This is a genomic window from Staphylococcus devriesei (assembly GCF_002902625.1).
Taxonomy (GTDB): Bacteria; Bacillota; Bacilli; order Staphylococcales; family Staphylococcaceae; genus Staphylococcus; species Staphylococcus devriesei.
The window spans coordinates 1-25,412 of sequence record NZ_PPRG01000024.1 but is presented as its reverse complement, the minus strand read 5'-3'; the positions used below and the strand labels follow the sequence as shown (position 1 = coordinate 25,412).

At 32.6% G+C, this 25,412-nt stretch carries 26 protein-coding genes; 5 read left to right on the top strand and 21 right to left on the bottom strand.

Annotation, left to right across the window (positions count from 1 at the left end):
- Nucleotides 1–95: 95 nt before the first annotated feature.
- Nucleotides 96–1,580: a glucose-6-phosphate dehydrogenase gene (zwf, locus tag CD147_RS04030; RefSeq protein ID WP_103166162.1), complete on the top strand. Its 1,485-nt coding sequence runs from the start codon at nt 96–98 to the stop codon at nt 1,578–1,580.
- Between the two features lie 185 nt (nt 1,581–1,765).
- On the top strand, nt 1,766–2,635 hold the full coding sequence (locus CD147_RS04025) for an AraC family transcriptional regulator (RefSeq protein ID WP_103166161.1): 870 nt from the start codon (nt 1,766–1,768) through the stop codon (nt 2,633–2,635).
- Nucleotides 2,636–2,800: 165 nt separating this feature from the next.
- Here the strand turns inward: CD147_RS04025 and CD147_RS04020 are convergent, their stop codons facing one another.
- The 3 genes from CD147_RS04020 to CD147_RS04010 form a co-directional block, all read right to left on the bottom strand.
- Entirely contained in the window at nt 2,801–4,447 is a 1,647-nt protein-coding gene (locus CD147_RS04020) for a glycoside hydrolase family 13 protein (protein ID WP_103166160.1), read from the bottom strand.
- A 290-nt stretch (nt 4,448–4,737) separates the two neighbouring features.
- Nucleotides 4,738–6,147: an NADP-dependent phosphogluconate dehydrogenase gene (gene gndA, locus CD147_RS04015; RefSeq protein WP_103166159.1), complete on the bottom strand. Its 1,410-nt coding sequence runs from the start codon at nt 6,145–6,147 to the stop codon at nt 4,738–4,740.
- Nucleotides 6,148–6,223: 76 nt separating this feature from the next.
- Nucleotides 6,224–7,348, bottom strand: coding sequence for a M20/M25/M40 family metallo-hydrolase (locus tag CD147_RS04010; RefSeq protein WP_103166158.1), 1,125 nt, complete (start codon nt 7,346–7,348; stop codon nt 6,224–6,226).
- 165 nt (nt 7,349–7,513) lie between these two features.
- Between CD147_RS04010 and prli42 the strand changes: the two genes are divergently transcribed.
- A complete protein-coding gene (gene prli42 / locus CD147_RS12055) occupies nt 7,514–7,609 on the top strand; it encodes a stressosome-associated protein Prli42 (RefSeq protein ID WP_157947855.1) in 96 nt (31 codons plus the stop codon).
- A gap of 144 nt (nt 7,610–7,753) precedes the next feature.
- On the opposite strand, the gene CD147_RS04005 is transcribed toward prli42, so the two are convergent.
- The 18 genes from CD147_RS04005 to CD147_RS03920 all read right to left on the bottom strand — a co-directional run bounded on the left by CD147_RS04005 (nt 7,754) and on the right by CD147_RS03920 (nt 24,536).
- Complete coding sequence (locus CD147_RS04005; protein ID WP_103166157.1) at nt 7,754–8,368, bottom strand: LPXTG cell wall anchor domain-containing protein; 615 nt, start codon at nt 8,366–8,368, stop codon at nt 7,754–7,756.
- Between the two features lie 249 nt (nt 8,369–8,617).
- Nucleotides 8,618–9,595, bottom strand: a complete 978-nt coding sequence (locus CD147_RS04000) for an aromatic acid exporter family protein (RefSeq protein WP_103166156.1) — start codon at nt 9,593–9,595, stop codon at nt 8,618–8,620.
- A 13-nt stretch (nt 9,596–9,608) separates the two neighbouring features.
- On the bottom strand, nt 9,609–10,046 hold the full coding sequence (brxB, locus tag CD147_RS03995; RefSeq protein WP_103166155.1) for a bacilliredoxin BrxB: 438 nt from the start codon (nt 10,044–10,046) through the stop codon (nt 9,609–9,611).
- A 93-nt stretch (nt 10,047–10,139) separates the two neighbouring features.
- Nucleotides 10,140–11,495: a dihydrolipoamide acetyltransferase family protein gene (locus CD147_RS03990; protein ID WP_103166154.1), complete on the bottom strand. Its 1,356-nt coding sequence runs from the start codon at nt 11,493–11,495 to the stop codon at nt 10,140–10,142.
- A gap of 12 nt (nt 11,496–11,507) precedes the next feature.
- A complete protein-coding gene (locus CD147_RS03985) occupies nt 11,508–12,491 on the bottom strand; it encodes an alpha-ketoacid dehydrogenase subunit beta (protein ID WP_103166153.1) in 984 nt (327 codons plus the stop codon).
- The gene (locus CD147_RS03980; RefSeq protein WP_103166152.1) at nt 12,484–13,485 is read right to left on the bottom strand and encodes a thiamine pyrophosphate-dependent dehydrogenase E1 component subunit alpha; all 1,002 of its coding nucleotides are present in this window, start codon (nt 13,483–13,485) and stop codon (nt 12,484–12,486) included. Before CD147_RS03980 ends, CD147_RS03985 begins: the two co-directional genes overlap by 8 nt.
- An 18-nt stretch (nt 13,486–13,503) precedes the next feature.
- Nucleotides 13,504–14,925: a dihydrolipoyl dehydrogenase gene (gene lpdA / locus CD147_RS03975; RefSeq protein ID WP_103166151.1), complete on the bottom strand. Its 1,422-nt coding sequence runs from the start codon at nt 14,923–14,925 to the stop codon at nt 13,504–13,506.
- Between the two features lie 180 nt (nt 14,926–15,105).
- The gene (gene recN, locus CD147_RS03970; protein WP_103166150.1) at nt 15,106–16,785 is read right to left on the bottom strand and encodes a DNA repair protein RecN; all 1,680 of its coding nucleotides are present in this window, start codon (nt 16,783–16,785) and stop codon (nt 15,106–15,108) included.
- Nucleotides 16,786–16,800: 15 nt separating this feature from the next.
- Entirely contained in the window at nt 16,801–17,253 is a 453-nt protein-coding gene (gene ahrC / locus CD147_RS03965) for a transcriptional regulator AhrC/ArgR (protein WP_103166149.1), read from the bottom strand.
- 297 nt (nt 17,254–17,550) lie between these two features.
- The gene (locus CD147_RS03960) at nt 17,551–18,432 is read right to left on the bottom strand and encodes a polyprenyl synthetase family protein (RefSeq protein ID WP_103166148.1); all 882 of its coding nucleotides are present in this window, start codon (nt 18,430–18,432) and stop codon (nt 17,551–17,553) included.
- Nucleotides 18,410–18,637 (bottom strand): exodeoxyribonuclease VII small subunit, encoded by a 228-nt coding sequence (locus CD147_RS03955; RefSeq protein WP_103166147.1) that lies wholly within the window; start codon nt 18,635–18,637, stop codon nt 18,410–18,412. Before CD147_RS03955 ends, CD147_RS03960 begins: the two co-directional genes overlap by 23 nt.
- Complete coding sequence (gene xseA / locus CD147_RS03950) at nt 18,630–19,967, bottom strand: exodeoxyribonuclease VII large subunit (protein WP_103166146.1); 1,338 nt, start codon at nt 19,965–19,967, stop codon at nt 18,630–18,632. The genes CD147_RS03955 and xseA overlap by 8 nt, the downstream gene beginning before the upstream one ends.
- Nucleotides 19,968–19,985: 18 nt before the next feature.
- Complete coding sequence (nusB, locus tag CD147_RS03945; protein WP_103166145.1) at nt 19,986–20,372, bottom strand: transcription antitermination factor NusB; 387 nt, start codon at nt 20,370–20,372, stop codon at nt 19,986–19,988.
- Between the two features lie 31 nt (nt 20,373–20,403).
- Nucleotides 20,404–20,763 carry an Asp23/Gls24 family envelope stress response protein gene (locus CD147_RS03940; RefSeq protein ID WP_103166144.1) on the bottom strand — a complete coding sequence of 120 codons (360 nt, stop codon included), beginning with the start codon at nt 20,761–20,763 and terminating at the stop codon, nt 20,404–20,406.
- Between the two features lie 13 nt (nt 20,764–20,776).
- Entirely contained in the window at nt 20,777–22,132 is a 1,356-nt protein-coding gene (gene accC, locus CD147_RS03935) for an acetyl-CoA carboxylase biotin carboxylase subunit (RefSeq protein ID WP_103166143.1), read from the bottom strand.
- The gene (accB, locus tag CD147_RS03930; RefSeq protein WP_103166142.1) at nt 22,132–22,617 is read right to left on the bottom strand and encodes an acetyl-CoA carboxylase biotin carboxyl carrier protein; all 486 of its coding nucleotides are present in this window, start codon (nt 22,615–22,617) and stop codon (nt 22,132–22,134) included. The genes accC and accB overlap by 1 nt, the downstream gene beginning before the upstream one ends.
- Before the next feature lie 275 nt (nt 22,618–22,892).
- Entirely contained in the window at nt 22,893–23,450 is a 558-nt protein-coding gene (efp, locus tag CD147_RS03925; protein WP_103166141.1) for an elongation factor P, read from the bottom strand.
- A 24-nt stretch (nt 23,451–23,474) separates the two neighbouring features.
- Nucleotides 23,475–24,536 (bottom strand): M24 family metallopeptidase, encoded by a 1,062-nt coding sequence (locus CD147_RS03920; RefSeq protein ID WP_103166140.1) that lies wholly within the window; start codon nt 24,534–24,536, stop codon nt 23,475–23,477.
- Nucleotides 24,537–24,639: 103 nt separating this feature from the next.
- Between CD147_RS03920 and CD147_RS03915 the strand changes: the two genes are divergently transcribed.
- Both CD147_RS03915 and CD147_RS12440 read left to right on the top strand, forming a co-directional pair.
- Nucleotides 24,640–25,221 carry a putative periplasmic lipoprotein gene (locus CD147_RS03915; protein ID WP_103166139.1) on the top strand — a complete coding sequence of 194 codons (582 nt, stop codon included), beginning with the start codon at nt 24,640–24,642 and terminating at the stop codon, nt 25,219–25,221.
- Nucleotides 25,222–25,237: 16 nt separating this feature from the next.
- Nucleotides 25,238–25,412 (top strand): SA1362 family protein (locus CD147_RS12440; RefSeq protein ID WP_169926896.1); only part of this gene is annotated, 175 nt, incomplete at its 3' end.

Genomic DNA, 25,412 nt, shown 5'->3' with positions numbered 1-25,412 from the left:
ATATATATATATATTTTAGGCAAAATTGTATGAAGCGGTGTCAATTTATCTTATAATAAATTAATCATAGCAATTAAAGAATTGAGGTTTTGATCTTGAGTAAACATACTAAACATATCCCGTGTTTAATTACTATCTTCGGGGCAACTGGAGATTTAAGTCATAGAAAATTATTTCCATCTCTTTTTCATTTATTCCAACAAGACAATTTAGATGAGCATATTGCGATTATTGGAATTGGACGTCGAGATTACACAAATGAAGTCTTTCGTGAACAAGTTAAAGAATCTATAGCAACACATGTGAAAGATACTGATCAAATAGATGAATTTATGGAACATGTTTATTATTTTAAACATGATGTTAGCGATGAACAAAGCTATCATGCACTCTTAGATTTTTCTAATGAACTGGATAGTAAATACCAATTAAAAGGTAATCGCCTATTCTATTTAGCGATGGCTCCTCAATTCTTTGGTGTTATTTCTGATTATTTAAAATCATCTGGCCTTACTGAAACAAACGGGTTTAAACGATTAGTCATCGAGAAACCATTCGGTAGTGATTTGAAATCAGCTGAACAACTAAATAGTCAACTACGTCAATCATTTAAAGAAGAAGAAATCTATAGAATTGACCATTACTTAGGCAAAGATATGGTTCAAAATATTGAGGTACTTCGCTTTGCGAATGCGATGTTCGAACCGTTATGGAACAATAAATACATCTCTAATATTCAAGTAACTTCGTCTGAAGTTCTAGGTGTAGAAGATCGTGGTGGATACTACGAATCCAGTGGCGCATTAAAAGATATGGTTCAAAATCATATGCTTCAAATGGTAGCGTTATTAGCTATGGAAGCGCCTATAAGTCTTAAGAGTGAAGATATCCGTGCTGAGAAAGTTAAAGTTCTTAAATCATTAAGACAACTAAAACCAGAAGAAGTGCGTCAAAACTTTGTCCGTGGCCAATATGATGAAGGTCATATAAATGATATTAAAGTAAAAGCATACCGCGATGAAGATCGTGTAGCAGAAGACTCAAATACACCTACATTTGTATCTGGACGCTTAACAATTGATAACTTCCGTTGGGCAGGCGTTCCATTTTATATTCGAACTGGTAAACGTATGAAATCTAAAACTATCCAAGTCGTTGTTGAATTTAAAGAAGTTCCATTAAACCTTTACTATCAAACGGATAAACTTCTTGATTCTAATCTCTTAGTTATTAATATTCAACCTAATGAAGGATTGTCACTTCATTTAAATGCTAAAAAGAACATTCAAGGTATTGATACTGAACCAGTTCAATTATCTTACGCTATGGGGGCTCAAGATAAGATGAACACAGTAGATGCTTATGAAAACTTACTCTTTGATTGTCTAAAAGGTGATGCTACTAACTTTACTCATTGGGAAGAATTAAAATCAACATGGAAATTTGTTGATGTCATTCAAGAGGAATGGACAATGAATGAACCTAATTTCCCTAACTATGAATCAGGTACAAACGGCCCATTAGAAAGTGATTTATTATTAAGTAGAGATGGTAATCACTGGTGGGACGATATTCAATAAACTTAATGTAAACTTTACAATTGAATGAGTTAAAGCATAGGGAAGATAGCTTATTTGAAGCGCTATCTCCCCTTTTTTATTTACTTTTAAAAAAAATTAAAGTTATAGCACACGTTAAGATGTATATTTTCTAAAAATAAGGTAAAATATGAGTTAATGATTGTAAATTTATTGGAGTGAAAGTTTTGAACGTTATCAAGCAGATACAACAGGCAATCGTATTTATCGAAGACCGTTTATTAGAGCCTTTTAATTTGCAAGAGTTAAGTGATTACGTTGGTCTTTCTCCTTACCATCTGGATCAATCATTTAAAATGATTGTAGGGCAATCACCTGAGAGCTATGCTCATGCTAGAAAAATGACAGTAGCAGCAAAAGAGATGATACAAAGTTCTTCGAGACTTGTAGATGTGGCAAAAAAATATAATTATGTGAGTTCAAATGACTTTGCGAATGACTTTAGTGATTTTCACGGTATCTCACCTATACAAGCATCTACTAAAAAAGATGAATTAAAATTACAAGAACGTCTATATATAAAATTAACTACAACTGAACGTGCACCTTATCCATATAGATTAGACACAACAGACGATATCGCACTTGTAGGCTACGTTCGATTTATTGAAGGAAATGACTTGTCTAATCCGTATAAAGTTCCTGACTTTTTAGAAGATTTATTTCTTGATGGTAAAATTAAAGATTTAAAAAGATATAATAATATAAGCCCTTTTGAGTTATTTGTAATTACTTGTCCTTTAGATGAAGGTGTAGAAATATTTATAGGCGTTCCGAGCGATCGTTACCCTTCTCATTTAGAAAGTAGATTATTACCTGGCCGTCATTATGCGAAATTCAATTTGCAAGGTGAAATTGATTACGCTGTGAATGAAGCCTGGTATTACATTGAATCAAGTTTACAACTTACTTTACCTTATGAAAGAGATAGCTTGTATGTCGAAATTTATCCTTTTGATATCTCATTTGAGGACCCGTTCACTAAAATTCAGTTATGGCTACCTATTGAACAAGATGACTATGAAGATTTAGATTAATTAATTTAAAAATTTGAAGAGACTAACAATTAAACACTAAAATGTAAGAGGTTGGGACATAAATCCTATAATAATAGCGTAGAGATGATTCATGATTGAATCACCTCTACGCTTCTATTTTTATCAATGCTATGTTAGTTTCAGGTACATTTAAATTAAAAAATCTTAAATAGTTGCTACGAAAGCTTCGTATGGTTTAAGCGCTTTAAGGTCAATATCAGTATGATAATTATGAAGTTTAATACCATCTTTGTTTAAATCAAATGGTAACTCTAATGTAGCATTGTCACTAGTAAGATTTCCGACTACTATTACTGTTTGACCATTAAGTTGACGTGTATAAGCGAACACTTTGTCATTATCAGCATCTACTAAATCAAATTGTCCATACGTATAAATATCATTTGATTTTTTCAATTGAATTAAATCTTTATAGAAATTTAATACTGAATTGTCATCTTGTAACTGATTTTCAACATTAATTGACTTATAATTTGGATTAACTGGAAACCAAGGTTTGCCCTTTGTAAAGCCACCATTCTCTGAATTATCCCACTGCATAGGTGTACGTGAGTTATCACGATTTTCCATCTTATATTTATCCAATAATTGATTAACATCGCCACCTTGCTCCTTGACGATTTGATATTCATTTTTAACAGCAACATCATTAAATGTTTCAATACTTTCAAATGGATAATTTGTCATACCAATTTCTTGTCCTTGGTAAATAAATGGTGTGCCTTGTTGTAAGAAATAAACTACGGCGTGACTTGTAGCAGATTCAAACCAGTAATCTTTGTCATTACCCCATGTTGAAACTCGACGTGGTTGGTCATGGTTTTCAATAAATAATGCATTCCAACCTACACCTTCTAATGTCTTTTGCCAACGATTCAATACTTTTTTATAAGCTTTTACATCAAATTGTGAATCACCTGTACTCCATAAGCCTAGATGCTCGAATTGGAAAATCATATTAAATTTCCCTTTATCTTCGCCGACCCATTCTTCAGCATTATCTGGATTTACACCGTTAGCTTCACCAACCGTCATGATGTCGTAATGACTTAAAGATTCCTCTTTCATTTCTTGTAGCCACTCTTGGATACCAGGTTGATTCATATCTACATCAAACGCTGGAGCATATCTTTTACCTTCAGGAACCGGTAAGTCCCCAGCTTCAAAGGTCTTCTTGATATGAGTAATCGCATCGACTCTGAATCCGTCGATACCTTTTTCAAACCACCAATTCATCATATTAAAGACAGCTTCACGTACTTCTGGATTATTCCAATTTAAATCCGGCTGCTTTTTACTAAAGAGGTGGAAATAGTATTGATTAGTTACTTCGTCAAATTGCCAAGTAGAACCGTTAAAGATACTCTCCCAATTGTTCGGTTCTGAGCCATCTGGTTTAGGGTCTGCCCAAATATACCAGTCACGTTTAGGATTGTCCTTACTCGATTTTGATTCAATAAACCATGGATGTTCGTCTGATGTATGGTTTACTACTAAATCTAGAATTAATTTCATCCCTTTGTCATGAACCTTTTCCAATAGAAGATTGAAATCTTCCATCGTTCCAAATTCATCCATGATAGCTTGATAGTCACTGATATCATATCCATTGTCATCATTTGGTGATTGATACATTGGGCTTAACCAAATTACATCAATTCCTAAATCTTTTAAATAATCTAATTTTTCTATAATACCAGGTAAATCCCCGATTCCATCATTATTGCTATCATTAAAGCTTCTAGGATAAACTTGATAAGCTACGGCTTCTTTCCACCAATTTTTAGTCATCATTTAATCTCCTTTATTTTTGCACACATTTTGATATGTATTTCTATTTTTTTAAAAATGAAATTGCTAGGCGAACACATTAACTTGATATTTTGACTAGTTAATCGGAATATAAGTAAGCGATTTCATATATGAGTATACTCATATCGTAATAATTTAAGAAATATAAGTCAATTAATTAATAAAAATAACTAAATAAACAAATAAAAATTTATAAAAAAATGGCTGAAATTGTCAACGACAAAATCAACCATTTTAAATATTAGTATTAAACTAAGATTATAAAACTCTTAGTCTTCTTCAACCCATTGTGTATGGAAGACGCCCTCTTTATCTTTACGTTGATAAGTGTGCGCACCAAAGTAATCACGTTGTGCTTGAATTAAGTTAGCAGGTAAGTTCTCAGAGCGATAGCTATCATAATAGTTAACACTTGCAGAGAAACCAGGTGTTGGTACACCATTACGTACGCCTGTAGCTACGACATCTCTTAAAGCGTCTTGATAGTCTGTAACGATATCTTTGAAGTAAGGATCTAATAATAAGTTTTGTAATTCAGCATTATTATCATAAGCATCTTTAATTTTTTGTAAGAATTGTGCACGAATAATACAACCTTCACGCCAAATCATAGCTAAATCGCCTAATTTAAGGTTCCATTCATTTTCTTCACTTGCTTTACGCATTTGAGCGAAACCTTGTGCATATGAACAAATTTTACTCATATATAATGCTTTACGAATTTTTTCTAAAAATTCTTCTTTATTACCTTCAAATTTAGCGTTAGGTCCATTTAATTCTTTTGAAGCATTTACTCGTTCTTCTTTAATTGATGAAATAAAACGAGCAAATACAGATTCAGTAATGATAGTTAAAGGAATACCTAATTCTAATGCGTTGATTGAAGTCCATTTACCTGTACCTTTTTGGCCAGCAGTATCAAGAATTTTTTCAACTAGAGCGTCATTATCTTCATCTAGTTTAGTGAAAATATCGCCAGTAATTTCAATTAAGTAGCTTTCAAGTTCGCCAGCGTTCCATTCTTTGAAAGTTTTTGAAATTTCTTCGTGTGACATACCTAATAAATCTTTCATCATAGCATAGCTTTCTGCGATTAATTGCATATCAGCGTATTCAATACCATTGTGTACCATTTTCACATAGTGACCGGCACCGTTTGGTCCAATATATTCAACACAAGATGCACCATCTTTAGCTTTGGCTGCGATAGCGTCTAAGATATCGCTGACTTTATTATAAGCTTCTTCTTGTCCGCCTGGCATTAATGATGGACCAGTAAGCGCACCGATTTCTCCACCAGATACACCCATACCGATAAAGTTAACGCCACTTTGCGCTAATGCTTTATTACGACGAATTGTATCTTGATAATTTGTATTACCACCGTCGATTAAAATGTCATCGTCATCTAATAAAGGTAATAAACTTTCAATTGTTGCATCTGTAGCAGGACCAGCTTTAACCATTAATAAAATTTTACGTGGTTTTTCAAGTGAATTCACAAACTCTTCTAAAGAATATGTCGGATGGATTTGTTTACCTTCTGATTCTTTAACCATTATGTCTGTTTTTTCGCTTGAACGGTTATAAACAGATACACTGTAACCGCGTGATTCAATATTCCAAGCTAGGTTTTTACCCATTACAGCTAAACCTACTACACCTATTTGTTGAGTCATATTACTTACCTCTCTCATTCAATTTTTCAATAGTATTGTATCATAAAAACAAGAATTACTTCACTAAACTCAATCGTTATTTAGAGACTAATTCGATTATTTTAATCAATTGTTGAGCTAATTGATTTAAAGATTGTACTGAAATTCGTTCTGATGTTGTGTGGATATTTTCATAACCAACCCCAAGTATAACGGTCGGTATACCGAATGTATTAATGATACTTCCGTCTGAACCACCGCCAGCAATGACAGTATCTCCTGTTAGACCAAGTTCTTTTGCACTATTTATCGCATATTGAGTCACTTCAGCATTATCTTCAATCTTAAATCCAGGATAGCTCTTTTCAATACGAATATGAGCTTCTCCACCTAATTCTTTAGCCGTTGATTCAAATATATCTTTCATATGAGTAACTTGTTGATTGATGCTTTCATCGTTGTGAGAACGTGCTTCAGCTTCTAAAACAACTTCATCAGCAACAATATTAGTAGCAGAACCACCATGAAATTTGCCTATATTTGCGGTAGTGTACTCATCGATTCTACCTAATTTCATTTTACTTATTGCTTTAGCAGCAATATTAATAGCACTCACACCTTTGTCTGGCGTGCTTGCATGAGCTGTTTTACCAGTTATAGTAGTATGAATAGACATCTGTGTAGGCGCTCCCACGACAGTTGTACCTACAGGCTGGCTTGCATCCACTGCATAGCCGAACTGAGCATCGAGTGCGGTGCTATCTAATTCTTTAGCACCTTTCAGTCCGGATTCCTCTCCTACTGTTATGATAAATTGGATTTGACCATGAGGCAGATTATGCTCTTGTAAGTATTCAATCGTTTCAGTAATGGCTGCTAAGCCCGCTTTATCATCTGAGCCAAGCACGGTAGTTCCGTCTGAATAAATATAACCATCATCGCTTACATGTGGCTTTACATTGATTCCAGGCACGACCGTATCCATATGACTTGTGAAATAAATACTAGGAATGCTATTATCTTCACTTGTGCTTGGTAACGTACATATAAGATTGTTTGCTCCTAACCATTCTTTCTCAGAAGCATTATCTTCAACTACATTTAAACCAAGCTGTTCAAATTTATTTTTTAAAATGGGTTGAATGACTTCTTCGTGTCCAGTTTCAGAATTAATTTGGACTAATTCTAAAAATGTATCAAGTAATCGTTGACTGTTAACCATTAGTAATAACCCCTTTCTTATATAAATTCTATTCTAACTAATTTTTCACCATATCAAAACTAAATTGATTGCTATTTGTATAAAAATCATTTAAAGTATTTTTATATGTAATTAAATCGAATAAGTTAAGCTTTATCTGTGCTTAATAGTAAGGAGCGTTATAGATTGAACAATAAAGTTTTAAGAATCATCATTATTGTTATGTTAGTTGCAATTGTAGCGGCATTATTACTTACAAGTTTAGTACCTCTTATGCATTAATAATATAAAGCGTTCGAATTTAAACATAACTAAGCTTTACCATAATCGTGTTTTATATACGCTTTTTAAATGAAAAATTAACGACTAACCCCCTCTTTATTGAATAGAGGGAGTTAGTCGTTTTTGAAATGAATTAATTTAATTTTATGGTTTAATACGGTTTCTATAAACTAGGAATAAGCCAATAAGTATTGAAGAAAATGCTATGACATTGATTAGTGGATTACTTTGAGTTACACCAGTGTTAGGTAACACACTCGCACTATGAGTTGAAGCTTTAGGTTGAGTGTTAGCTTTAGCTTGATAATGATTTGAACTATTGTCATTATTCATAGCATTGTTACTGTTAAGTTTATTATAGTTAGTTGTATTAGTGATATTATTGTTATTAGGTACGGCTTTATTATTACTAGTATAATTAACTTTATTAGAGGCATTATTGCTATTTGAAACACCTTTATTAGCATTATGATTAGTTTTATAGGAGCTTTTATTGACATCAGTTGCATCGTTAACGTTTATAGGTTCATCTATTTGTAAAATATCATAATGAGGGTATACATTTGGTGGAATATAAGTTCCATCCTTATGAAGAATACCGTGATCAAGCTTAACAAATTTTTTACTATCAATAGTAGCGTTATTGATATTGCCATTACTGTTGTTACGCTCAGCGGCATGAGCGCTAAACTGAGTACTAAATAACATACTGCTCATTAAAGTTAAACTAAGTGCTTTTAAATAAAATTTCTTATGCATTTTAACACCTCGCTAATATATTTAGCATAACTATATAGCTTTTTTATAAAATAATCAACCTTTTTATTGTAAAATGTATTGAGACTACTAAAGCTTATATTTTTTTAATTTAATGTCTGTTTTTCTAAACAGATTTAAAAATGAGATAAATCAATAAAAATTGCTTAATTTATACATATAAAAATAAAAAAGAGATTAAGCAACAAAACATTGCTTAATCTCTATAAATACACTTAAAACTTATCATTACTATATTTCACTATGTAACTTTAAAGAACCAAAGTGTGATTTAATATTTAGGTATTCTTCTAACTCATTTAATATTTGCATCATACTTGCGCGTGATCTTAAAGATTGATGAGAGCTAGGTAAAGGCAATTCATCTAGTGTCAGACGTATCTCATAGAGTGAATGTAATCTTAACGCAGTATAATCATTACTGTTTACGTTGTTACCTATCTCAGCCATTAAATTTGAAATATCACTGATTAACGGATCATCTACGGTTATTTGATGAATAAGTGGTTGAATTCTACGTAAAAGTTCTAATTGCTCCTGTCTCATGTCAAAATAATGATAATATGAATTTTCATTACGTACAAAATGATTTTTTACATCTTTGAAGGCAATTGATTTTGCTTTACGAATATCTAATTGCAGTTTTTCAAAAGACACTGTTAAATCATTATGATAATTTGTGCATGCATGACTATACGATTTAAAAATCTCTTTAAAGCCTGTTTCAATTTCTTTCTTCAAATTGCCTAATGTTTTATCGAAGCTAGGCATAATCAAATTCATGATAAACGCAATTCCTAACCCTACACTTAAAAGTAATATTTCATTAATAATGAGGTGAAGATTAATCGCACTAGCGTTGAATACATGGAGTAATATAACGCAACTTGTAACTACCCCTTCTTGGACTTTCAACATTACTGTTATAGGTATAAATAATAAAACAATCAAACCTAAAACTAAGGCATTTTGACCTAGTAAACTAAACACAAGGGAGCCAAACAATAATATTAAAAGACATGATACAAAACGAGATACAATTGCTTGTACAGAATGCATTTTAGTGTGTTTGATACATAAAACGATAAGGACAGCACTCGATGCATAATTATCGAGTCCCATCCATTTTGCTAAAATAACACCGAGAGTGATACCTACCGCAGTCTTAAGTGTTCTAAACCCAATTTTATAGGGATTTAACTTTAACATTGGTAAGTTCCTCTTATCTTTCTTCGCAATATTTATCGAATAGGCCTTGTAATTGATTAATAACATCCATTACATCGTGACCTTCGATTTGATGACGTTCAATCATTTCTGTGATTTTTCTATCTTTAATAAGTGCAAATGAGGGGCTTGAAGGTGCATAACCTTCAAAATAATCTCTAGCTTGTTGTGTTGCTTCTTTATCTTGACCAGCAAAAACAGTAACTAATCTATCTGGTAATTTATCATAATGCAAAGCATGACTTGCTGCTGGACGAGCGATACCGCCAGCACAACCACATACTGAGTTAACCATTACTAGAGAAGTGCCCTCTTGTTGTAATACTTTATCTACTTCTTCAGCACTTGTTAATTGCTCATATCCCGCAGATTCAATTTCATTACGAGCTTGCTCAACAACACCGTTCATATATAAATCAAAGTTCAAATCCATTAGAATCACCTTTCAATCAATTGTTATATAATGCTATTCTACTAATTTGGCAGTCATTGTTCAAATAGCTTGTCTAGTTAATTTACAGGTAAATTAATAGATGTTAGCTGTTTCGATGGCATATTGCTCGATACGTTTTTTCACTTGTGCCATAAAGCGTCCTGTTTGTACGCCATCAAGAATACGGTGGTCAATTGAGATACACAAGTTAACCATATGTCTAATCGCAATCATATCATCGATAACTACAGGTCTTTTTACAATAGATTCTACTTGTAAAATGGCTGCTTGAGGATGGTTAATAATACCCATCGATGATACTGAACCAAACGTACCTGTATTATTAACCGTGAATGTGCCACCAGTCATGTCCTCTTGCGTAAGTTTCTTATTACGCGCTTTACGAGCAAGGTCATTAATTTCTCGAGCTATTCCTTTTATCGATTTTTCATCTGCATGCTTAATTACAGGAACATATAATTTATCCTCATCAGCAACGGCAATAGAAATATTAATATCTTTGTGTAAGATAATTTCATTATTATCCCAAGTACTATTTAGTAATGGATTAGCTTTAAGCGCTTCGGCAACAGCTTTTATAAAGAATGCAAAGAATGTTAAATTGTAACCTTCATTTTCTTTAAAAGCATCTTTATAATAATTTCTTGTTTTTACTAAATTAGTCGCATCTACTTCTACCATCATCCAGCCATGTGGAATTTCTGTAGCGCTTGTTACCATGTTTTGCGCAATTGCTTTACGTACACCATTAACTGGTATAGTTTTACCAGAATAATTTGATGCACTTGATGCTTTATTACTTGAAGGAGTAGATGGTATATCTTGGCTAATAGCTGTTTGACTACTATGTTGTGTTGATTGATCTTGTGTATTTAAAGACGTAGATTGTTGTCCAGAACTTACATAAGCTTCTATATCTTTTTTAGTTACACGACCTTCAAACCCGGTACCAGGTACTAACGATAAATCAACATTATTTTCTGAGGCAATTTTAAAGACTACGGGCGAAAATCTTCCGTTATTAACTTGAGATGAACCCAGTGTTTGTCGTTGAGGTTGATTTATTTCATCCTTATTGTCACCATTGTCATTAGAAATATCGTTATCTTCAAGTGCTAAATTATCATCGCCACTTAAATTGACTTCGCTTTGATTTGAACCTGTATCATTATCATCATTTGATAAATTAGTTGAGTTAGTAGTTTCAATCTTACAAATGATATGATTAACTTGAACTGTTTCACCTTCATTAACTAAAAGTTTAGTAATGGTACCTGATACGGTTGAAGGTACCTCGGCGGTAACTTTATCAGTTACTACCTCACATAAAGGCTCGTATTCATCAACATGATCGCCTACAGATACAAGCCATTGTTCTATAGTTCCTTCATGTACGCTTTCACCTAGTTTAGGCATTTTTACGTCCATTGTATTGCCTCCTTAAAATTGTGCAAGTTCTCGCATTTTAGTTAAGATTTTTTCTGGATTCATCATGAGCTCATTTTCAAGGTTAGGAGAAAATGGCATTGATGGGACATCGGCACCAGCTAATCTCATAATCGGTGCATCAAGTTCAAATAAGCAGTTTTCAGCAATAATTGCAGATACTTCAGACATGATACTACCTTCTAAATTATCTTCAGTAACTAATAAAATTTTACCATTACGTTTAGCACGTTCAATGATAGTTTGTTTATCTAACGGATAAACGGTTCTTAGATCTACGACTTCTACACTAACGCCATCAGCAGCTAGGATGTCAGCAGCTTGTAAACAATAGTTCACACATAAACCATATGTAAATACAGTAATATCGTCACCTTCACGTTTAACGTCAGCTTTTCCTAAAGGAACAGTATAATAGTCGGTAGGGACTTCTTCTTTTAGAAAACGATAAGCTTTTTTATGTTCGAAGAAGAGTACCGGATCATTAGATTCAACAGAAGAAAGTAATAAGCCTTTAGCATCATATGGTGTTGAAGGAATAACAATAGTTAATCCAGGTGTTGAAGCGAAGATGCTTTCAATGCTTTGTGAGTGGTATAACCCACCATGGACACCGCCACCAAATGGTGCACGAATCGTAATTGGACATTGCCAATCGTTATTTGAACGGTAACGCATTTTGGCTGCTTCACTAATAATTTGGTTTACTGCAGGTAAAATAAAATCAGCAAATTGAATTTCGGCAATTGGACGTTTACCCAACATTGCTGCGCCAATAGCAGTACCTACGATATTAGATTCAGCAAGTGGCGTATCGATAACGCGTTCAACTCCATATTTTTCTTGTAAACCACGAGTGGCACCAAATACGCCACCTTTGCGTCCTACATCTTCTCCTAAAATGAAGGTATTAGGATTGTTCTCCATAGCTAAGTCTTGTGCTTGTTGAATAGCTTCAATATAGCTCATTTTAGTCATTGTTTATACCTCCTTCAGGGTCATATACATAGGTATACGCTTCATCTACAGATGGATATTCAGCTTGTTCAGCATCCTTAGTGGCTTTATTAATAATTTCTTTATGTGTTTCTTCAAGGTTTGATAGCCATGCTTCATCAATAATTCCTTGTTCAAGTAAATAATCTTTGAACTTTAAATTACAATCTAAAGCTTTTAATGATTCACGTTCTTCTTTAGTACGATATGTATCATCATCATCAGAAGAGTGAGGTGTCATACGACTAGTAACGGCTTCAATTAAAGTAGCGCCTTCGCCATTAAGTGCTCTGTCGCGCGCTTCTTTCATTGCTTTATACATAGCGATTGGATCATTTCCATCGACAGTTTCTCCATGGATGCCATAACCAATTGCTCTATCAGATAATTTTTCTGCAGCATATTGCAGTGAATCTGGTACAGAGATAGCATATTTATTATTAATAATGACACATACAAATGGTAATTTATGTACGCCCGCAAAGTTTAAACCCTCGTGGAAATCACCTTGGTTAGAACTACCTTCGCCTACTGTAGCTGTAGCTATATTAGATTTTTTATCCATTTTTAAAGCTAAAGCAGCACCGACTGAGTGTGGTATTTGAGTTGACACAGGAGAGCTTTGTGATAAGATTCCTTTTTCACGATGACTAAAATGGGATGGCATTTGTTTACCGCCCGAATTGATATCATCTTTCTTACCGAATGAAGCAAGCATTGTATCATATGGTGAAATACCCATATAAGTTACAAAAGCTAAATCTCTATAGTATGGAGATGAAATATCTCCTTCTTTCATTGCGTAAGCCATTCCAATCTGAGTTGCTTCTTGTCCTTGTCCACTTACAACAAAGGGGATTTTTCCAGCTCTGTTAAGTAACCATAAGCGTTCGTCGACTTTTCTTCCTAAATCCATCCATTTATAAATTTCTTTAAGGTCTTCTTCTGTAAGGCCGACAGATTTATAATCAATCATCCTATAACTTCCTCCCTATTAAACATGAATTGCTCTATTTTCTATTTTTAATCCTAATTCCATTAATACTTCTGATATTGATGGATGAGCATGCGTAGTAAGACCTAATTCTAAAGCTGAACCGTTCATAAATTGTAAAAGTGCTACTTCATTGATAAGTTCAGTAACGTGAGGACCAATCATACTTATCCCTATAATATCACCATTATCTTGATTGGTAACTACTTCGCAAAATCCACGTTGTGTAGAGTTATCTTCAATAACAGCTTTTCCATTAGCGTTGAAAGGAACTTTATGTGCTTTCACATTCAGTCCTGCTTCTTTAGCTTTATCAATATTGAGACCTATCGAAGCTATTTCCGGATATGTATATACGCACTTAGGCATTGTATTATAATCAAGAGAAACCGGTGCTTCATTAAACATATGTTCAACTGCTATGACACTTTCTTTTGATGCCACATGTGCTAGTTGTAATTTTCCAATACAATCGCCGGCAGCATAAATATGTTTATCTTCAGTTTGCTGATAGTCATTAACTAATATGTATCCAGCAGTATCTGTTTTAATTTCAGTATTATTTAATCCAATATCATCTGTATTAGGAGTACGTCCAATTGCAACTAAAACTTTTTCGACATTAATTTTTCTCTCGCCTACTGTTATAGAAACATAGTTACTCTCAATTTCGTAAGCATCCTCGATTAATTGACAATTTTCAAAAAATTGTACCCCTCTAGCTTCTAATTTTTCTTTTAAGAACTTAGATATTTGAGTACTCTCAGTTGGTAAGATACGATTTCCTGCTTCTATAACTGTAACTTCTTTTCCTAAATCAATAAGTAAAGAAGCAAATTCTAATCCTATTACACCGCCACCTATAATCGCAATACTTGATGGTAATTCCGACATTTCTAGTAAATCAGTGCTAGAAATAATTTGGTTATGATCAAATTCTAAAATTGGCAAACTTTTAGGGACGGAACCAGTAGCAATAAGTACATATTGATTAGATAATAAATCAGAGTCTCCATCACTATATTCTACCGATATTGTTCCGCTTTGAGGTGAAAATATTGAAGTACCCATAATACGACCCGTGCCATTATATACATCAATATGATTCTTCTGCATAAGACTATTAACCCCTTGATACATTTGGTTAACAATTTCAGATTTACGCTCCATCATTTTAGAAAAATCTATTGTAAAGTCGTTGAGGTTTACTCCAAAATCAGATGAATGACGTACCGTACGTGTCACTTCTGCAGATTTTAATAATGCCTTAGTCGGGATACAACCCTTGTGTAAGCAAGTTCCACCTAACAATGATTTTTCAACTATGGCAACTTTTTTACCTAATTGTGAGGCTCGAATAGCGGCTACATACCCCGCTGTTCCTCCACCTAATACAACTAAGTCATATTGCTTTTCAGACATATGCTTACTCCTAACTACTCTAAACTTAGTTTTAGGTTAGGACATCATCTTTTAATACTAATCAAGCTCTTGATGATAACCCAACCTACTAATATAATTCATACTTATTTATTTTACATCAAAAAGTTTTATTAATAAATTCATAAACTGAGCCTGGTTACTTATGTTATTAATAGTGTATTACTTATTGCGATAATTTTGCGCTATCATTTCTTTGGCATTTTCACGTGTTAACTCTGTTACGCTTGCGCCCGAAATCATTCGGGCAATTTCATCAACTTTATCGTCATCTTCAAGTTCTTTAACTTGAGTTGTTGTACGGTCGTCAGTCGAAGCTTTACTAATTAATAAATGATGATCACTCATTGAAGCAACTTGAGGCAAGTGAGAAATACAAATAACTTGAATATATTCAGCTATATCGCGCATTTTTTCTGCCATCTTCTGAGCAGCTTGACCTGAAACTCCTGAATCCACTTCGTCGAATAAAATAGCAGTTTGACCACGTGATTGGACGAATATGCTTTTAAGGGCGAGCATAATTCGAGACAGTTCACCGCCTGAAGCAATTTTGTTAAGACTTTTAAGTGGTTCGCCTTTATTAGGACTAATTAAAAATTCTACAAATTCTATACCATTAATTGTAGGAGTCTCTAAAGGTTGGAATGAAATTTCAAGATTTGCGTCTTTCATTTGTAAGTTTTGGATTTCCGCTACTATATGGTCTCTCAAAACAAGTGCTACTTTCCGACGCTCATCAGAGAGCTTTTTGCCTTGCGACATCACTTGTTTATAAAGTTGAGCGATTTCATCTCTTAGTTGTGACGTGCTTTCTTCATAATTTTCAATTTTAGCAATTTCATTTTTTAATTTATCTTGATAAGTGATTAATTCGGAAATATCTTTACCATATTTACGTTTTAAGTTATTGAGTAAATTCATTCTAGACTCTAACTCGTTCAATGTTTGCTCGTCAAACTCGGTATTAGACATTTCATCATACAATTCGTGTTTTGCATCTTCAAGCGTGTAATAAAACTGGTCTATGTCTTCTTTTAATTTAGTAAATTTATCAGGTAGAATTTCATCAATTGATTGTAGATGATTACTCAATTCGTATAATCTATCAGTTATTGCATGTTCATCTGTTAAAGTAAGATGCGCATTATTTAGAGCTAAGCTTAACTTTTCAGAATTTTGAATTCTACGGATATCTACTTCTAATTGTTTAGCTTCACCCTCTTTGAGAGAAGCTTCTATTAATTCTTCATATTGGAATTTCATTAAATCTAGACGCTGAAGTAATGCTTGGTCAGCTGACTCAAGCTCTTCTAATTCTTGTTTTTTATTTTTATATTCATTGAAAATATGTTGATATTTCTCTTTAGTGTTTAAATATTTTTCTTCAGCGTAATCATCTAACAATTTTAGGTGATATTTTTGTTTTAATAATGTCTGAGTTTCATGTTGTCCATGAATATCTAGAAGTTCTTGCATAACTTTACGCAAATCTTGAAGTGTAACGATTTGATTATTTAATCTGCAAATACTTTTCCCAGAGCTAAAAATTTCTCGTTTAACTAATAAGAAATCTTCATCGATATCAATATCAAGATTATGAAGTACATTAATAGCATCCTTACTATTATCAATATCAAAAATACCTTCGATAACTGCTTTCTTTTCGCCATGTCTAACATAGTCTGATGAAGCACGCACGCCAATCAATTGACCGATTGCATCTATGATAATAGATTTCCCAGAACCGGTTTCCCCACTTAATACGGTTAACCCATCTGAAAAATGAATTTCTAATTCATCGATGATTGCAAATTGTTTTATTGATAAGGTTTGTAACATGGAAACATCGCATCCTTATAATAAATTGAAAATTCTAGTTTTAATTGTATTACTTGCTTCTTTATCTCTACATATCAAAAGACAAGTATCATCGCCACAAATCGTTCCAAGTACTTCCTCCCAATCAATTTGATCAAGTATTGCACCTATAGATTGCGCGTTGCCTGGTAATGTTTTTAATACTAATAGATTGTCTGTTCCTTCGATATTTACAAATGAATCCATCAAGTATCTTCCAAGCTTTTCTAATGGATGATACTTGCGATCATTAGGAAGACTATAAACATACTGACCTGAAGGTGCTGGAACTTTGATTAATTGCAATTCTTTAATGTCTCGTGAAACAGTAGCTTGAGTAACGTTAAGGTCGTATTCATTTAGACGTTTAACAAGTTCATCTTGGGTTTCTATCTGCTCACTTGAGATGATTTCTCTAATTTTTATATGTCTCACTGATTTTTTTGCCATTATGAACACTCCTGGTTTCGAATATTTATACATTAATTTTAACACAACTATATATGAACTACTACTAAAGTTGATTTGTGTTAAAAGCTGATATGACGTGCATCTTGTCTTGATGTTGTATTAGTTTAATATATTAAATTGATGAATAATCTATTTGTATAATGTATAAAATTATAAATACTTATGAAAAAGGTTAGTGCTTTAAAAATAATTAACAAAATTTATTTTAAAAATAAAACCCTTCAAAGTTGTTGAAAACTTACTATCTACTTTGAAGGGAGAAGTTATTTAAATTGTTTAGTGATCTCTATTATAAAACAGATTTACAATATCTAGTAAAGGCGCAATATCATAATTAGAAGACAATTGATTAATTAATTGAATGGCACTATTTTTATGATATTCTAATTTTTCTTCGGCGCCCGCTTTGCCTAATAAAGATACATAAGTACTTTTATCGTTTTCTAAGTCGCTTCCAACTTTTTTACCTAATTTCGCTTCATCGCCATAAATATCGAGTAAATCATCTTTAATCTGAAACATCAAGCCGAGATGTTCACTATATGCTTCAAGTGCATCGAAAGTGACTTGATCAACTTCAGCTATCTCAGCAGCACTTAGGATGGCGAATTTTAATAACGCACCAGTTTTCGCTTTGTGAATTTGTTCTAATGTTGCTATATCTATTGGCGAATCTTCACTTTCCATATCAAGCGTTTGTCCACCGACCATTCCCAAATGACCACTATCATGTGCTAATCTAGAAATGATTTTCACTTTAACCTCAGGATTTAGTAGGTCATCATTAGCGATTAATTCAAAAGCTTTAGTCAATAATGCATCTCCAGCTAAGATGGCTTTCCATTCACCATAAACTTTATGATTGGTAAGTTTACCGCGTCTGTAATCATCGTTATCCATAGCTGGTAAATCATCATGGATAAGTGAATAAGTGTGAATCATTTCAAGCGCAAGCGCAGTTTGACGTCCTTTGTTATAATCTGCATTTAAAACATCTAGTGTTAGTAGTATGAGTAAAGGACGTATTCTTTTACCACCTGCATTTAAAGAATATTGCATGCTCTCTTCTAAATTAGTTTTTAAAGGTGATGGCCCAATAATACCGTTAAGATCATTATTTATATTTTCAATCAAATCATTCATTGACTTCTTCATCATCTTCAACCTCGGTTTCGTCTTTGATCAATTGATTTACTTTGTTTTCAGCATCTTTTAAAGTTGAATCACATGCTGCTGATAATTTCATACCACGTTGATATAAGTCTAGTGACTCTTCAAGAGAAACTGTTTCATTATCTAATTTTTGAACTATATTTTCTAATTCTTGCATCATTTCTTCAAAGCTTTGTTGTTCTTTACTCATCTTCACACCTTACTTTCTTAACAATGGCCTCAACACTACCATCTTTCATAGATAATGTAATTTCATCATTTTCCGCTAAATCATGAGTACTCGTAATGACGTTGTCCTTTTTGTTGATGATTGAATAACCCCTCAACATTGTATTTGTGGGACTTAAATTATCGAGTTGCTCTATTTTATTCTTTAATTTATTGTGATTATTTTGGATGTTTTTATTGGTCGTATTAATTAATCGATTACGATAATTATTTAAATGCTGTTGGTTTTGGATAATTGATTGGTTGAGCTTTTTCAAATTAAAATAATTGCGTAGTAATTTAATTTCATTTCTTTTATTTTCAATCTTCGATGTTAGTAATTGCTTTAATTGTTTCTCTAAATCATCTCTTCTTTGAATTTGTTGATCGTATAGTAATGATGGTTGCTTAAATTTATAGTATGAAGAAAGATAATTTAAATGTTGTTGTTTTTTCTCGATAAATTGTTTAATAAATTTAGTTAATGAGAATTGATACTGTTTAATTTGTTGCATTAACTCATATTGATCTGGTGTTGCAATAACAGCAGCTTGCGTAGGCGTTGCGGCCCTTACATCCGCAACAAAATCGCTTAGTGTGAAATCTGTTTCATGTCCAACTGCGGAGATGATTGGTGTATTACAATTATAAATTGCTTTTACTAAGTCTTCTTCATTAAAATTCCACAAATCTTCAATTGAACCACCACCGCGTCCTACGATAATAGTATCTACGTCTAATGTATCAGCATATTCAATTTTTTCGATGATATCTTTTTTAGCTTGCGTTCCTTGTACTAAAGTACTTAATGGAATCTTTTCAACTAAAGGATATCTACTTTCAATTGTAGATTGAATATCTCTAATTGCAGCCCCAGTGCTAGCTGTTAATATAGCTATTTTTTTAGGGAATTTAGGAATTGCCTTTTTATCTTCCTTATTAAAATAGCCTTGTTTAGATAGTTTGTGCTTTAGCTGTTCTAATTTTTGATAAAGGTTACCTATCCCATCTAATTCCATTTTATTAACATAAATTTGGTAATTACCTCTACGTTTGTAGACAGAAACCCGTGCCTCAAGTAGAACTTCATCACCTTCTTTAGGATCAAAAGTGAGTTTAGAAGCACTCCCTTTAAACATCATTGCACTAATAACACTATCGTTATCCTTTACATTAAAGTATAAGTGTCCACTAGAATGTCTTTTAAAGTTAGAGAGTTCTCCTTTAAGTAGCACGGACTGTAAATGAGGATCTTGGTCAAATTTATATTTAATATATTTAGTTAAAGTTGTTATGCTTAAGTACTCTGACATGATTATCACTCAATATTATTAGTTTATATTACTTAAAACACCATTGATAAATTTATAGTGGTCATCATCGCTAAATTGTTTAGTTAGTTCAACAGCTTCATTGATAATTACTTTTGGAGGCGTGTCACTATGAAGTAGTTCGAATGTTGCCATTCTTAAAATAATACGGTCTGTTTTTAATAAACGTTGAAGAGACCAATCTTTTAATTTAGGTTCAATAGTTTTATCTAAAACCGGTTCATGGTCTTTCACGCCAGTAACTAACCACTCTATAAATTTTAAATCTAAGTCTGGATAGTCATCTTTGATAAAGTTAATTGCTTCGTTAATCGTTAAGTCAGTATTTTTCATTTCTAACTGAAATAATGTTTGAAACGCTTGTTTTCTCGATTCTTTACGACTCATAAATAACTCCTTAATTTAATGTTTCTTTATTTTATTCTGCAGTAATATGCATGATATGAATGTTAATCTCTTTAGGCTCTATAGCAGTCATAGTTTTAATTGAGTTGAAAATTGAAGACTGTGTTTTACTAGCAAATTTAAATATGTTAATTCCATGTTTAATCGAACAGTATACATCTATTTGAATACCATCTTCTTTAGCCTCAATTTTTAAATTTTTATTAAGGTTTTTACGACTTATCTTTTCGAGATTACTATTTTTCAATTCGGAAAAATGACCTGTTACTCCTTCTATCTCAGAGACAGCTATACTCGCAATGACTTGAATAACCTCAGGTGCAATTTCAATTTTACCTAAATTAGAAGATGAATAATCTGCTACGTTTACCATATGATTTAACCTCCTACTCACTATCATCCATAATATTATATTTTTCTAAGAAATTAGTATTAAATGAACCACTTCTGAATATATCGTTATTCATTAATTTGAGATGGAAAGGTATTGTAGTATCAATGCCTAAAATTAAATACTCACTTAAAGCTCTAATTCCTGTCATAATTGCTTCATCTCGAGTTGGTTCATGTACAATAAGTTTTGCAACCATTGAATCATAATATGGTGGTATCGTGTAATTGGTATAACATGCTGATTCGATTCTTACTCCATACCCACCTGGTGCTAAGTATTGAGTTATCTTACCTGGAGAAGGCATGAAGTTTTTGTATGGATTTTCAGCATTAATTCTATATTCAATTGCATGACCATTGATTGTTATATCCTCTTGTGTGTATGGTAGAGCTTCACCCATTGCTACTTTTAATTGTAATTTAACTAAATCGATTCCTGTTACCATTTCAGTTACAGGATGTTCTACTTGAATACGCGTATTCATTTCCATGAAATAAAAGTTATCTTCATTTAAATCGTAAATAAATTCAATTGTTCCGGCGTTTTCATAGTTAACGGCTTTTGCAGCTCTTACTGCTGCATTACCCATTTCTTGACGTTTAGTCTCAGACAGAATTGGTGAAGGAGATTCTTCAACTAACTTTTGCATGCGTCGTTGAATTGTACAATCTCTTTCTCCTAGATGAATTACATTACCAAATTGATCTCCAATAATTTGGATTTCAATATGACGGAAGTTTTCGATGAACTTCTCAAGATATAATCCGCCATTACCAAAAGCAGTTTCAGCCTCTTGTTGAGTCATGCGGTAGCCATTTTCAAGTTCTTTCTCAGTGCGAGCTACTCGAATCCCTTTACCACCGCCACCAGCAGTAGCTTTAATAATAACAGGATAGCCTATTTCTGAAGCTATCTTTTTAGCATCTGCAATTGATTTAACTAAACCGTCACTACCTGGGACAACGGGAACGTTAGCAGCTATCATTTCAGCTTTGGCAACATCTTTTATACCCATTTTTTGGATAGACTCATAACTTGGACCGATAAATTTTAATTGACATGCTTCACATAGTTCAGCAAAATCGCCATTTTCAGCTAAAAATCCATAGCCTGGATGGACTCCAACACAGCCTGTTGAGGTTGCAATAGATAATATATTCGGAATATTTAAGTATGAATCTTTAGACTGGGTAGGACCAACGCAATATGCTTCATCAGCAATTTGAGTATGTAATGCGTCTTTATCCCCCTCAGAATAAATAGCTACTGTTTGGATACCTAAATCGTGACAAGCTCTGATAATTCTAACTGCAATTTCTCCACGATTAGCTATTAATATCTTTTTCATTATTTCACCTTGAATAACGGTTGGCCATACTCTACCATTTGCCCGTCTTCTACTAAGATTTCTACGATTTCTCCAGAAACTTCTGCTTGGATTTCATTAAATAATTTCATTGCTTCTAAAATACATACAGTTGAATCACTAGTTACTTTATCACCAACTTGAACATAAGCGTCTTCTTCTGGTGATGGTGATTTATAGAAAGTACCGACCATAGGTGCATTGATTGTTTGATAATTTGTATCATCATTAGATTCACTACCAACACTTGATGATGCCATAGATTCATTATTGCTAGGACCTTGAGTCATTGGCGCTGCTTGAGGCGCCATCATAGGTGCTTGTTGTGTATATTGTGGTGTAATTATTTCAGTTTCTTTTTGTTTCTTTAAGTTAATTACACTACCTTTGTTATCTTCAATATTAATTTCAGTTAAACTCGATTGATCAAGAATTTCGATTAATTCTTTTACTTCTTTAAAATTCATAAGTTACTGACTCCTTGACTTAGTTTTCATCTACCAATCTATTTTACTTGACTGGAACAACCAATTCAAGCATGTCCCATTTTGGATGTGATAGAGTTTAGCTTATTACTATATTGTACTATTATTGGTAAAGCATATTCTATTATTAAGTGTGTTACTAGTAAATTAATATAAAAAAACAGCCAAGGACATTAATGTTCCTGGCTGTATAATTTAGCATTAGATACAAGAATAATATTACGATAACTTCTTGTTAACTTATATTAAATTTGTAATTACACTCTTGAGATGTAACTACCATCGCTAGTATTGATAACTAAGACATCGCCTTCGTTGATAAATAAAGGGACGTTTAAAGTGTATCCTGTTTCAACTGTAGCTGATTTAGTAGCACCAGTAGCTGTATCACCTTTAATTCCTGGTTCGGTTTCAGTTACTTCTAACTCCACAGTTTTTGGTAATTCAACGCCGATTGTTTCACCTTCATAAGACTGAATTTGAACTTCCATATTTGCTTTTAAATATTTTAATTCGTCTTTTAAATAATCAGCTGATAATTCAGTTTGATCAAATGTTTCATTATCCATAAATACATGGTTATCACCATCCACATATAAATATTGCATACGGCGATTTTCGATCATTGCTTGTTCTACTTTTTCACCAGCTCTGAAAGTTTTTTCTTGAATAGCGCCAGTTCTAAGGTTACGTAATTTAGAACGTACGAAAGCAGAACCTTTACCTGGTTTTACGTGTTGGAAATCAATAACTTTCCAAATACCATTATCTACAGAAATAGTTAAACCTGTTTTAAAATCATTAACCGAAATCATTCAGTTTCCTCCTCAATTATACGCTTACTTTAAAATAATAAGGTCTTTCGTGCATTTAGTAAAGACTTCACAACCATTTTCAGTAATTAATATGTCGTCTTCGATACGCACGCCACCAAGACCATCGACATAAATACCTGGTTCAATAGTAACACAGTTATTTACTTGAATTGTACCTTTAGCATTTTTAGATAATAAAGGCCCTTCGTGAATATCCAATCCAATACCATGGCCTAATGAATGTCCAAATTCTTGACAATACCCATGAGCGTCAATATAATCTCTAGATAAAGCATCAGCTTCTTGAACAGTCATCCCTGGCTTAATTTCATTAATTGCTTTAATTTGAGACTCAAGAACAATATTATATATTTCTTTCATTTTAGGATCAGGTTCACCTATAGCGAAGGTTCTAGTAATATCAGAACAATATCCCTCATAATAAGCCCCAAAGTCTAATGTAATCATATCGCCTTGCTCAATAACTTTATCACTTGCTACTCCATGAGGGAGCGCGCCTCTGTAGCCTGAAGCTACTATCGTGTCAAATGAAGGACCTTCAGCACCTAAATGCAGCATTTTACTTTCAAGTAGTGCTTTCAATTCTTTTTCAGTCATACCGGCTTTTGCCACTTCTAAGATATAGTTGTATGTATCGTCCACTATTTTAGCAGCATATTTAATTTTCTCAATTTCTTCAGGAGATTTAATTTGTCTAATCTCTTCAATTACTTCGCCAATACTAATGAGAGTTGCAGATGTTTTATTAAGAGATTGATATGTATCATAACTTATTAAATGACCTTCAAACCCAACACGTTGTAAATTAAGCTTAGTAATAATCGATTTAATTTCGTCAATTAAACCCTCGCTTCTATTAACTATTTCAAAATTAGTAGCTTGATTTGTTGCTTGCTCAATATAACGGAAATCAGTAATTAGTTGGTTTTGAGTCGATGTAATTACTAAAGCGCCACTAGTTCCCGTAAAACCTGAAAGATATCTTCTATTGTAATCTGATAAAATTACAATCGCATCAAGATTTTGCTGTTTAAGTATTTCGCGAACTTTAGTTAATTTATCCATAAAAATCACTCCTAGTATAACATTTGTACATTTTCCCTATTTACTTTAAAATAATAGCATACTTATTTTAGAAATAAAGAGATTTTGATTTAGGGAGATTTACATGAAAAAATTAATAGCCATTTTAGGAGCCTCTTGTTTATTGGTTGGTTGTGGGTCACAAAATTTAGGCCCTTTAGAAGAAAAAACTACTAAATTAAGAGATGAGAATCATAATTTGAAGTTAGATATACAGCAACTAAATCAAGATATTAGTAACCAAAAATCTCAAGTTGAGGCTTTAAATCAAGATAAGAAGAATGTATCTAAAACTGTTGATAATAAAAAGCAAGCTAGGTTTTTAGAAGCATCATCACAATATTATCAAGATATTGTTAAAATTATTGGTAATTATAATCAAATTGATTTAAGTAAGAAAAAGAAAGAGGACAAAGAGCAAAATTTAGAAAAGCTCAATACTATCTCGAACGATATTGACGATGCATATAGTAAGTATAAAGGTTCTATTTCAACTAATGAGATGAGTGACAATAATAAAAAAGAAGATAAAAATATCCGACAAATTAATAAAGATATTCAATCAGCATTTAAGGATATCAAAAATGGATATGAAAATAATAATAAGAATAAGTTAAATCAAGGACGTACTAAATTATCACAGATAAACATGTCTAGTAGTTCGTAAATTAGGAGTTTCAAATTTGAAAAATGTAATATTTTATTTTGTTTTAGCTATAGCAGCCATTGGTTTATTATTAAATCTGAATATGTTTTTAATGTCATTTGCTAAAACTATTTTCACCTTAATTATTATAGCTATTATTATTTATTTAATTTATTATTTCTTCTTCTTAACTGAAGAACAAAGAAAGTATA

Coding starts and splice junctions, on each gene's coding strand:
- CD147_RS04020 (WP_103166160.1), bottom strand. CDS start 4,447: ATGACTAAAAATTGGTGGAAAGAAGCCGTAGCTTATCAAGTTTATCCT.
- gndA (WP_103166159.1), bottom strand. CDS start 6,147: ATGACTCAACAAATAGGTGTAGTAGGTTTAGCTGTAATGGGTAAAAAC.
- CD147_RS04010 (WP_103166158.1), bottom strand. CDS start 7,348: ATGGTTAACAGTCAACGATTACTTGATACATTTTTAGAATTAGTCCAA.
- CD147_RS04005 (WP_103166157.1), bottom strand. CDS start 8,368: ATGCATAAGAAATTTTATTTAAAAGCACTTAGTTTAACTTTAATGAGC.
- CD147_RS04000 (WP_103166156.1), bottom strand. CDS start 9,595: ATGTTAAAGTTAAATCCCTATAAAATTGGGTTTAGAACACTTAAGACT.
- brxB (WP_103166155.1), bottom strand. CDS start 10,046: ATGGATTTGAACTTTGATTTATATATGAACGGTGTTGTTGAGCAAGCT.
- CD147_RS03990 (WP_103166154.1), bottom strand. CDS start 11,495: ATGGACGTAAAAATGCCTAAACTAGGTGAAAGCGTACATGAAGGAACT.
- CD147_RS03985 (WP_103166153.1), bottom strand. CDS start 12,491: ATGACTAAAATGAGCTATATTGAAGCTATTCAACAAGCACAAGACTTA.
- CD147_RS03980 (WP_103166152.1), bottom strand. CDS start 13,485: ATGATTGATTATAAATCTGTCGGCCTTACAGAAGAAGACCTTAAAGAA.
- lpdA (WP_103166151.1), bottom strand. CDS start 14,925: ATGTCTGAAAAGCAATATGACTTAGTTGTATTAGGTGGAGGAACAGCG.
- recN (WP_103166150.1), bottom strand. CDS start 16,785: ATGTTACAAACCTTATCAATAAAACAATTTGCAATCATCGATGAATTA.
- ahrC (WP_103166149.1), bottom strand. CDS start 17,253: ATGGCAAAAAAATCAGTGAGACATATAAAAATTAGAGAAATCATCTCA.
- CD147_RS03960 (WP_103166148.1), bottom strand. CDS start 18,432: ATGATGAAGAAGTCAATGAATGATTTGATTGAAAATATAAATAATGAT.
- CD147_RS03955 (WP_103166147.1), bottom strand. CDS start 18,637: ATGAGTAAAGAACAACAAAGCTTTGAAGAAATGATGCAAGAATTAGAA.
- xseA (WP_103166146.1), bottom strand. CDS start 19,967: ATGTCAGAGTACTTAAGCATAACAACTTTAACTAAATATATTAAATAT.
- nusB (WP_103166145.1), bottom strand. CDS start 20,372: ATGAGTCGTAAAGAATCGAGAAAACAAGCGTTTCAAACATTATTTCAG.
- CD147_RS03940 (WP_103166144.1), bottom strand. CDS start 20,763: ATGGTAAACGTAGCAGATTATTCATCTTCTAATTTAGGTAAAATTGAA.
- accC (WP_103166143.1), bottom strand. CDS start 22,132: ATGAAAAAGATATTAATAGCTAATCGTGGAGAAATTGCAGTTAGAATT.
- accB (WP_103166142.1), bottom strand. CDS start 22,617: ATGAATTTTAAAGAAGTAAAAGAATTAATCGAAATTCTTGATCAATCG.
- efp (WP_103166141.1), bottom strand. CDS start 23,450: ATGATTTCGGTTAATGATTTTAAAACAGGTTTAACTATTTCTGTAGAT.
- CD147_RS03920 (WP_103166140.1), bottom strand. CDS start 24,536: ATGGATAAATTAACTAAAGTTCGCGAAATACTTAAACAGCAAAATCTT.
- CD147_RS03915 (WP_103166139.1), top strand. CDS start 24,640: ATGAAAAAATTAATAGCCATTTTAGGAGCCTCTTGTTTATTGGTTGGT.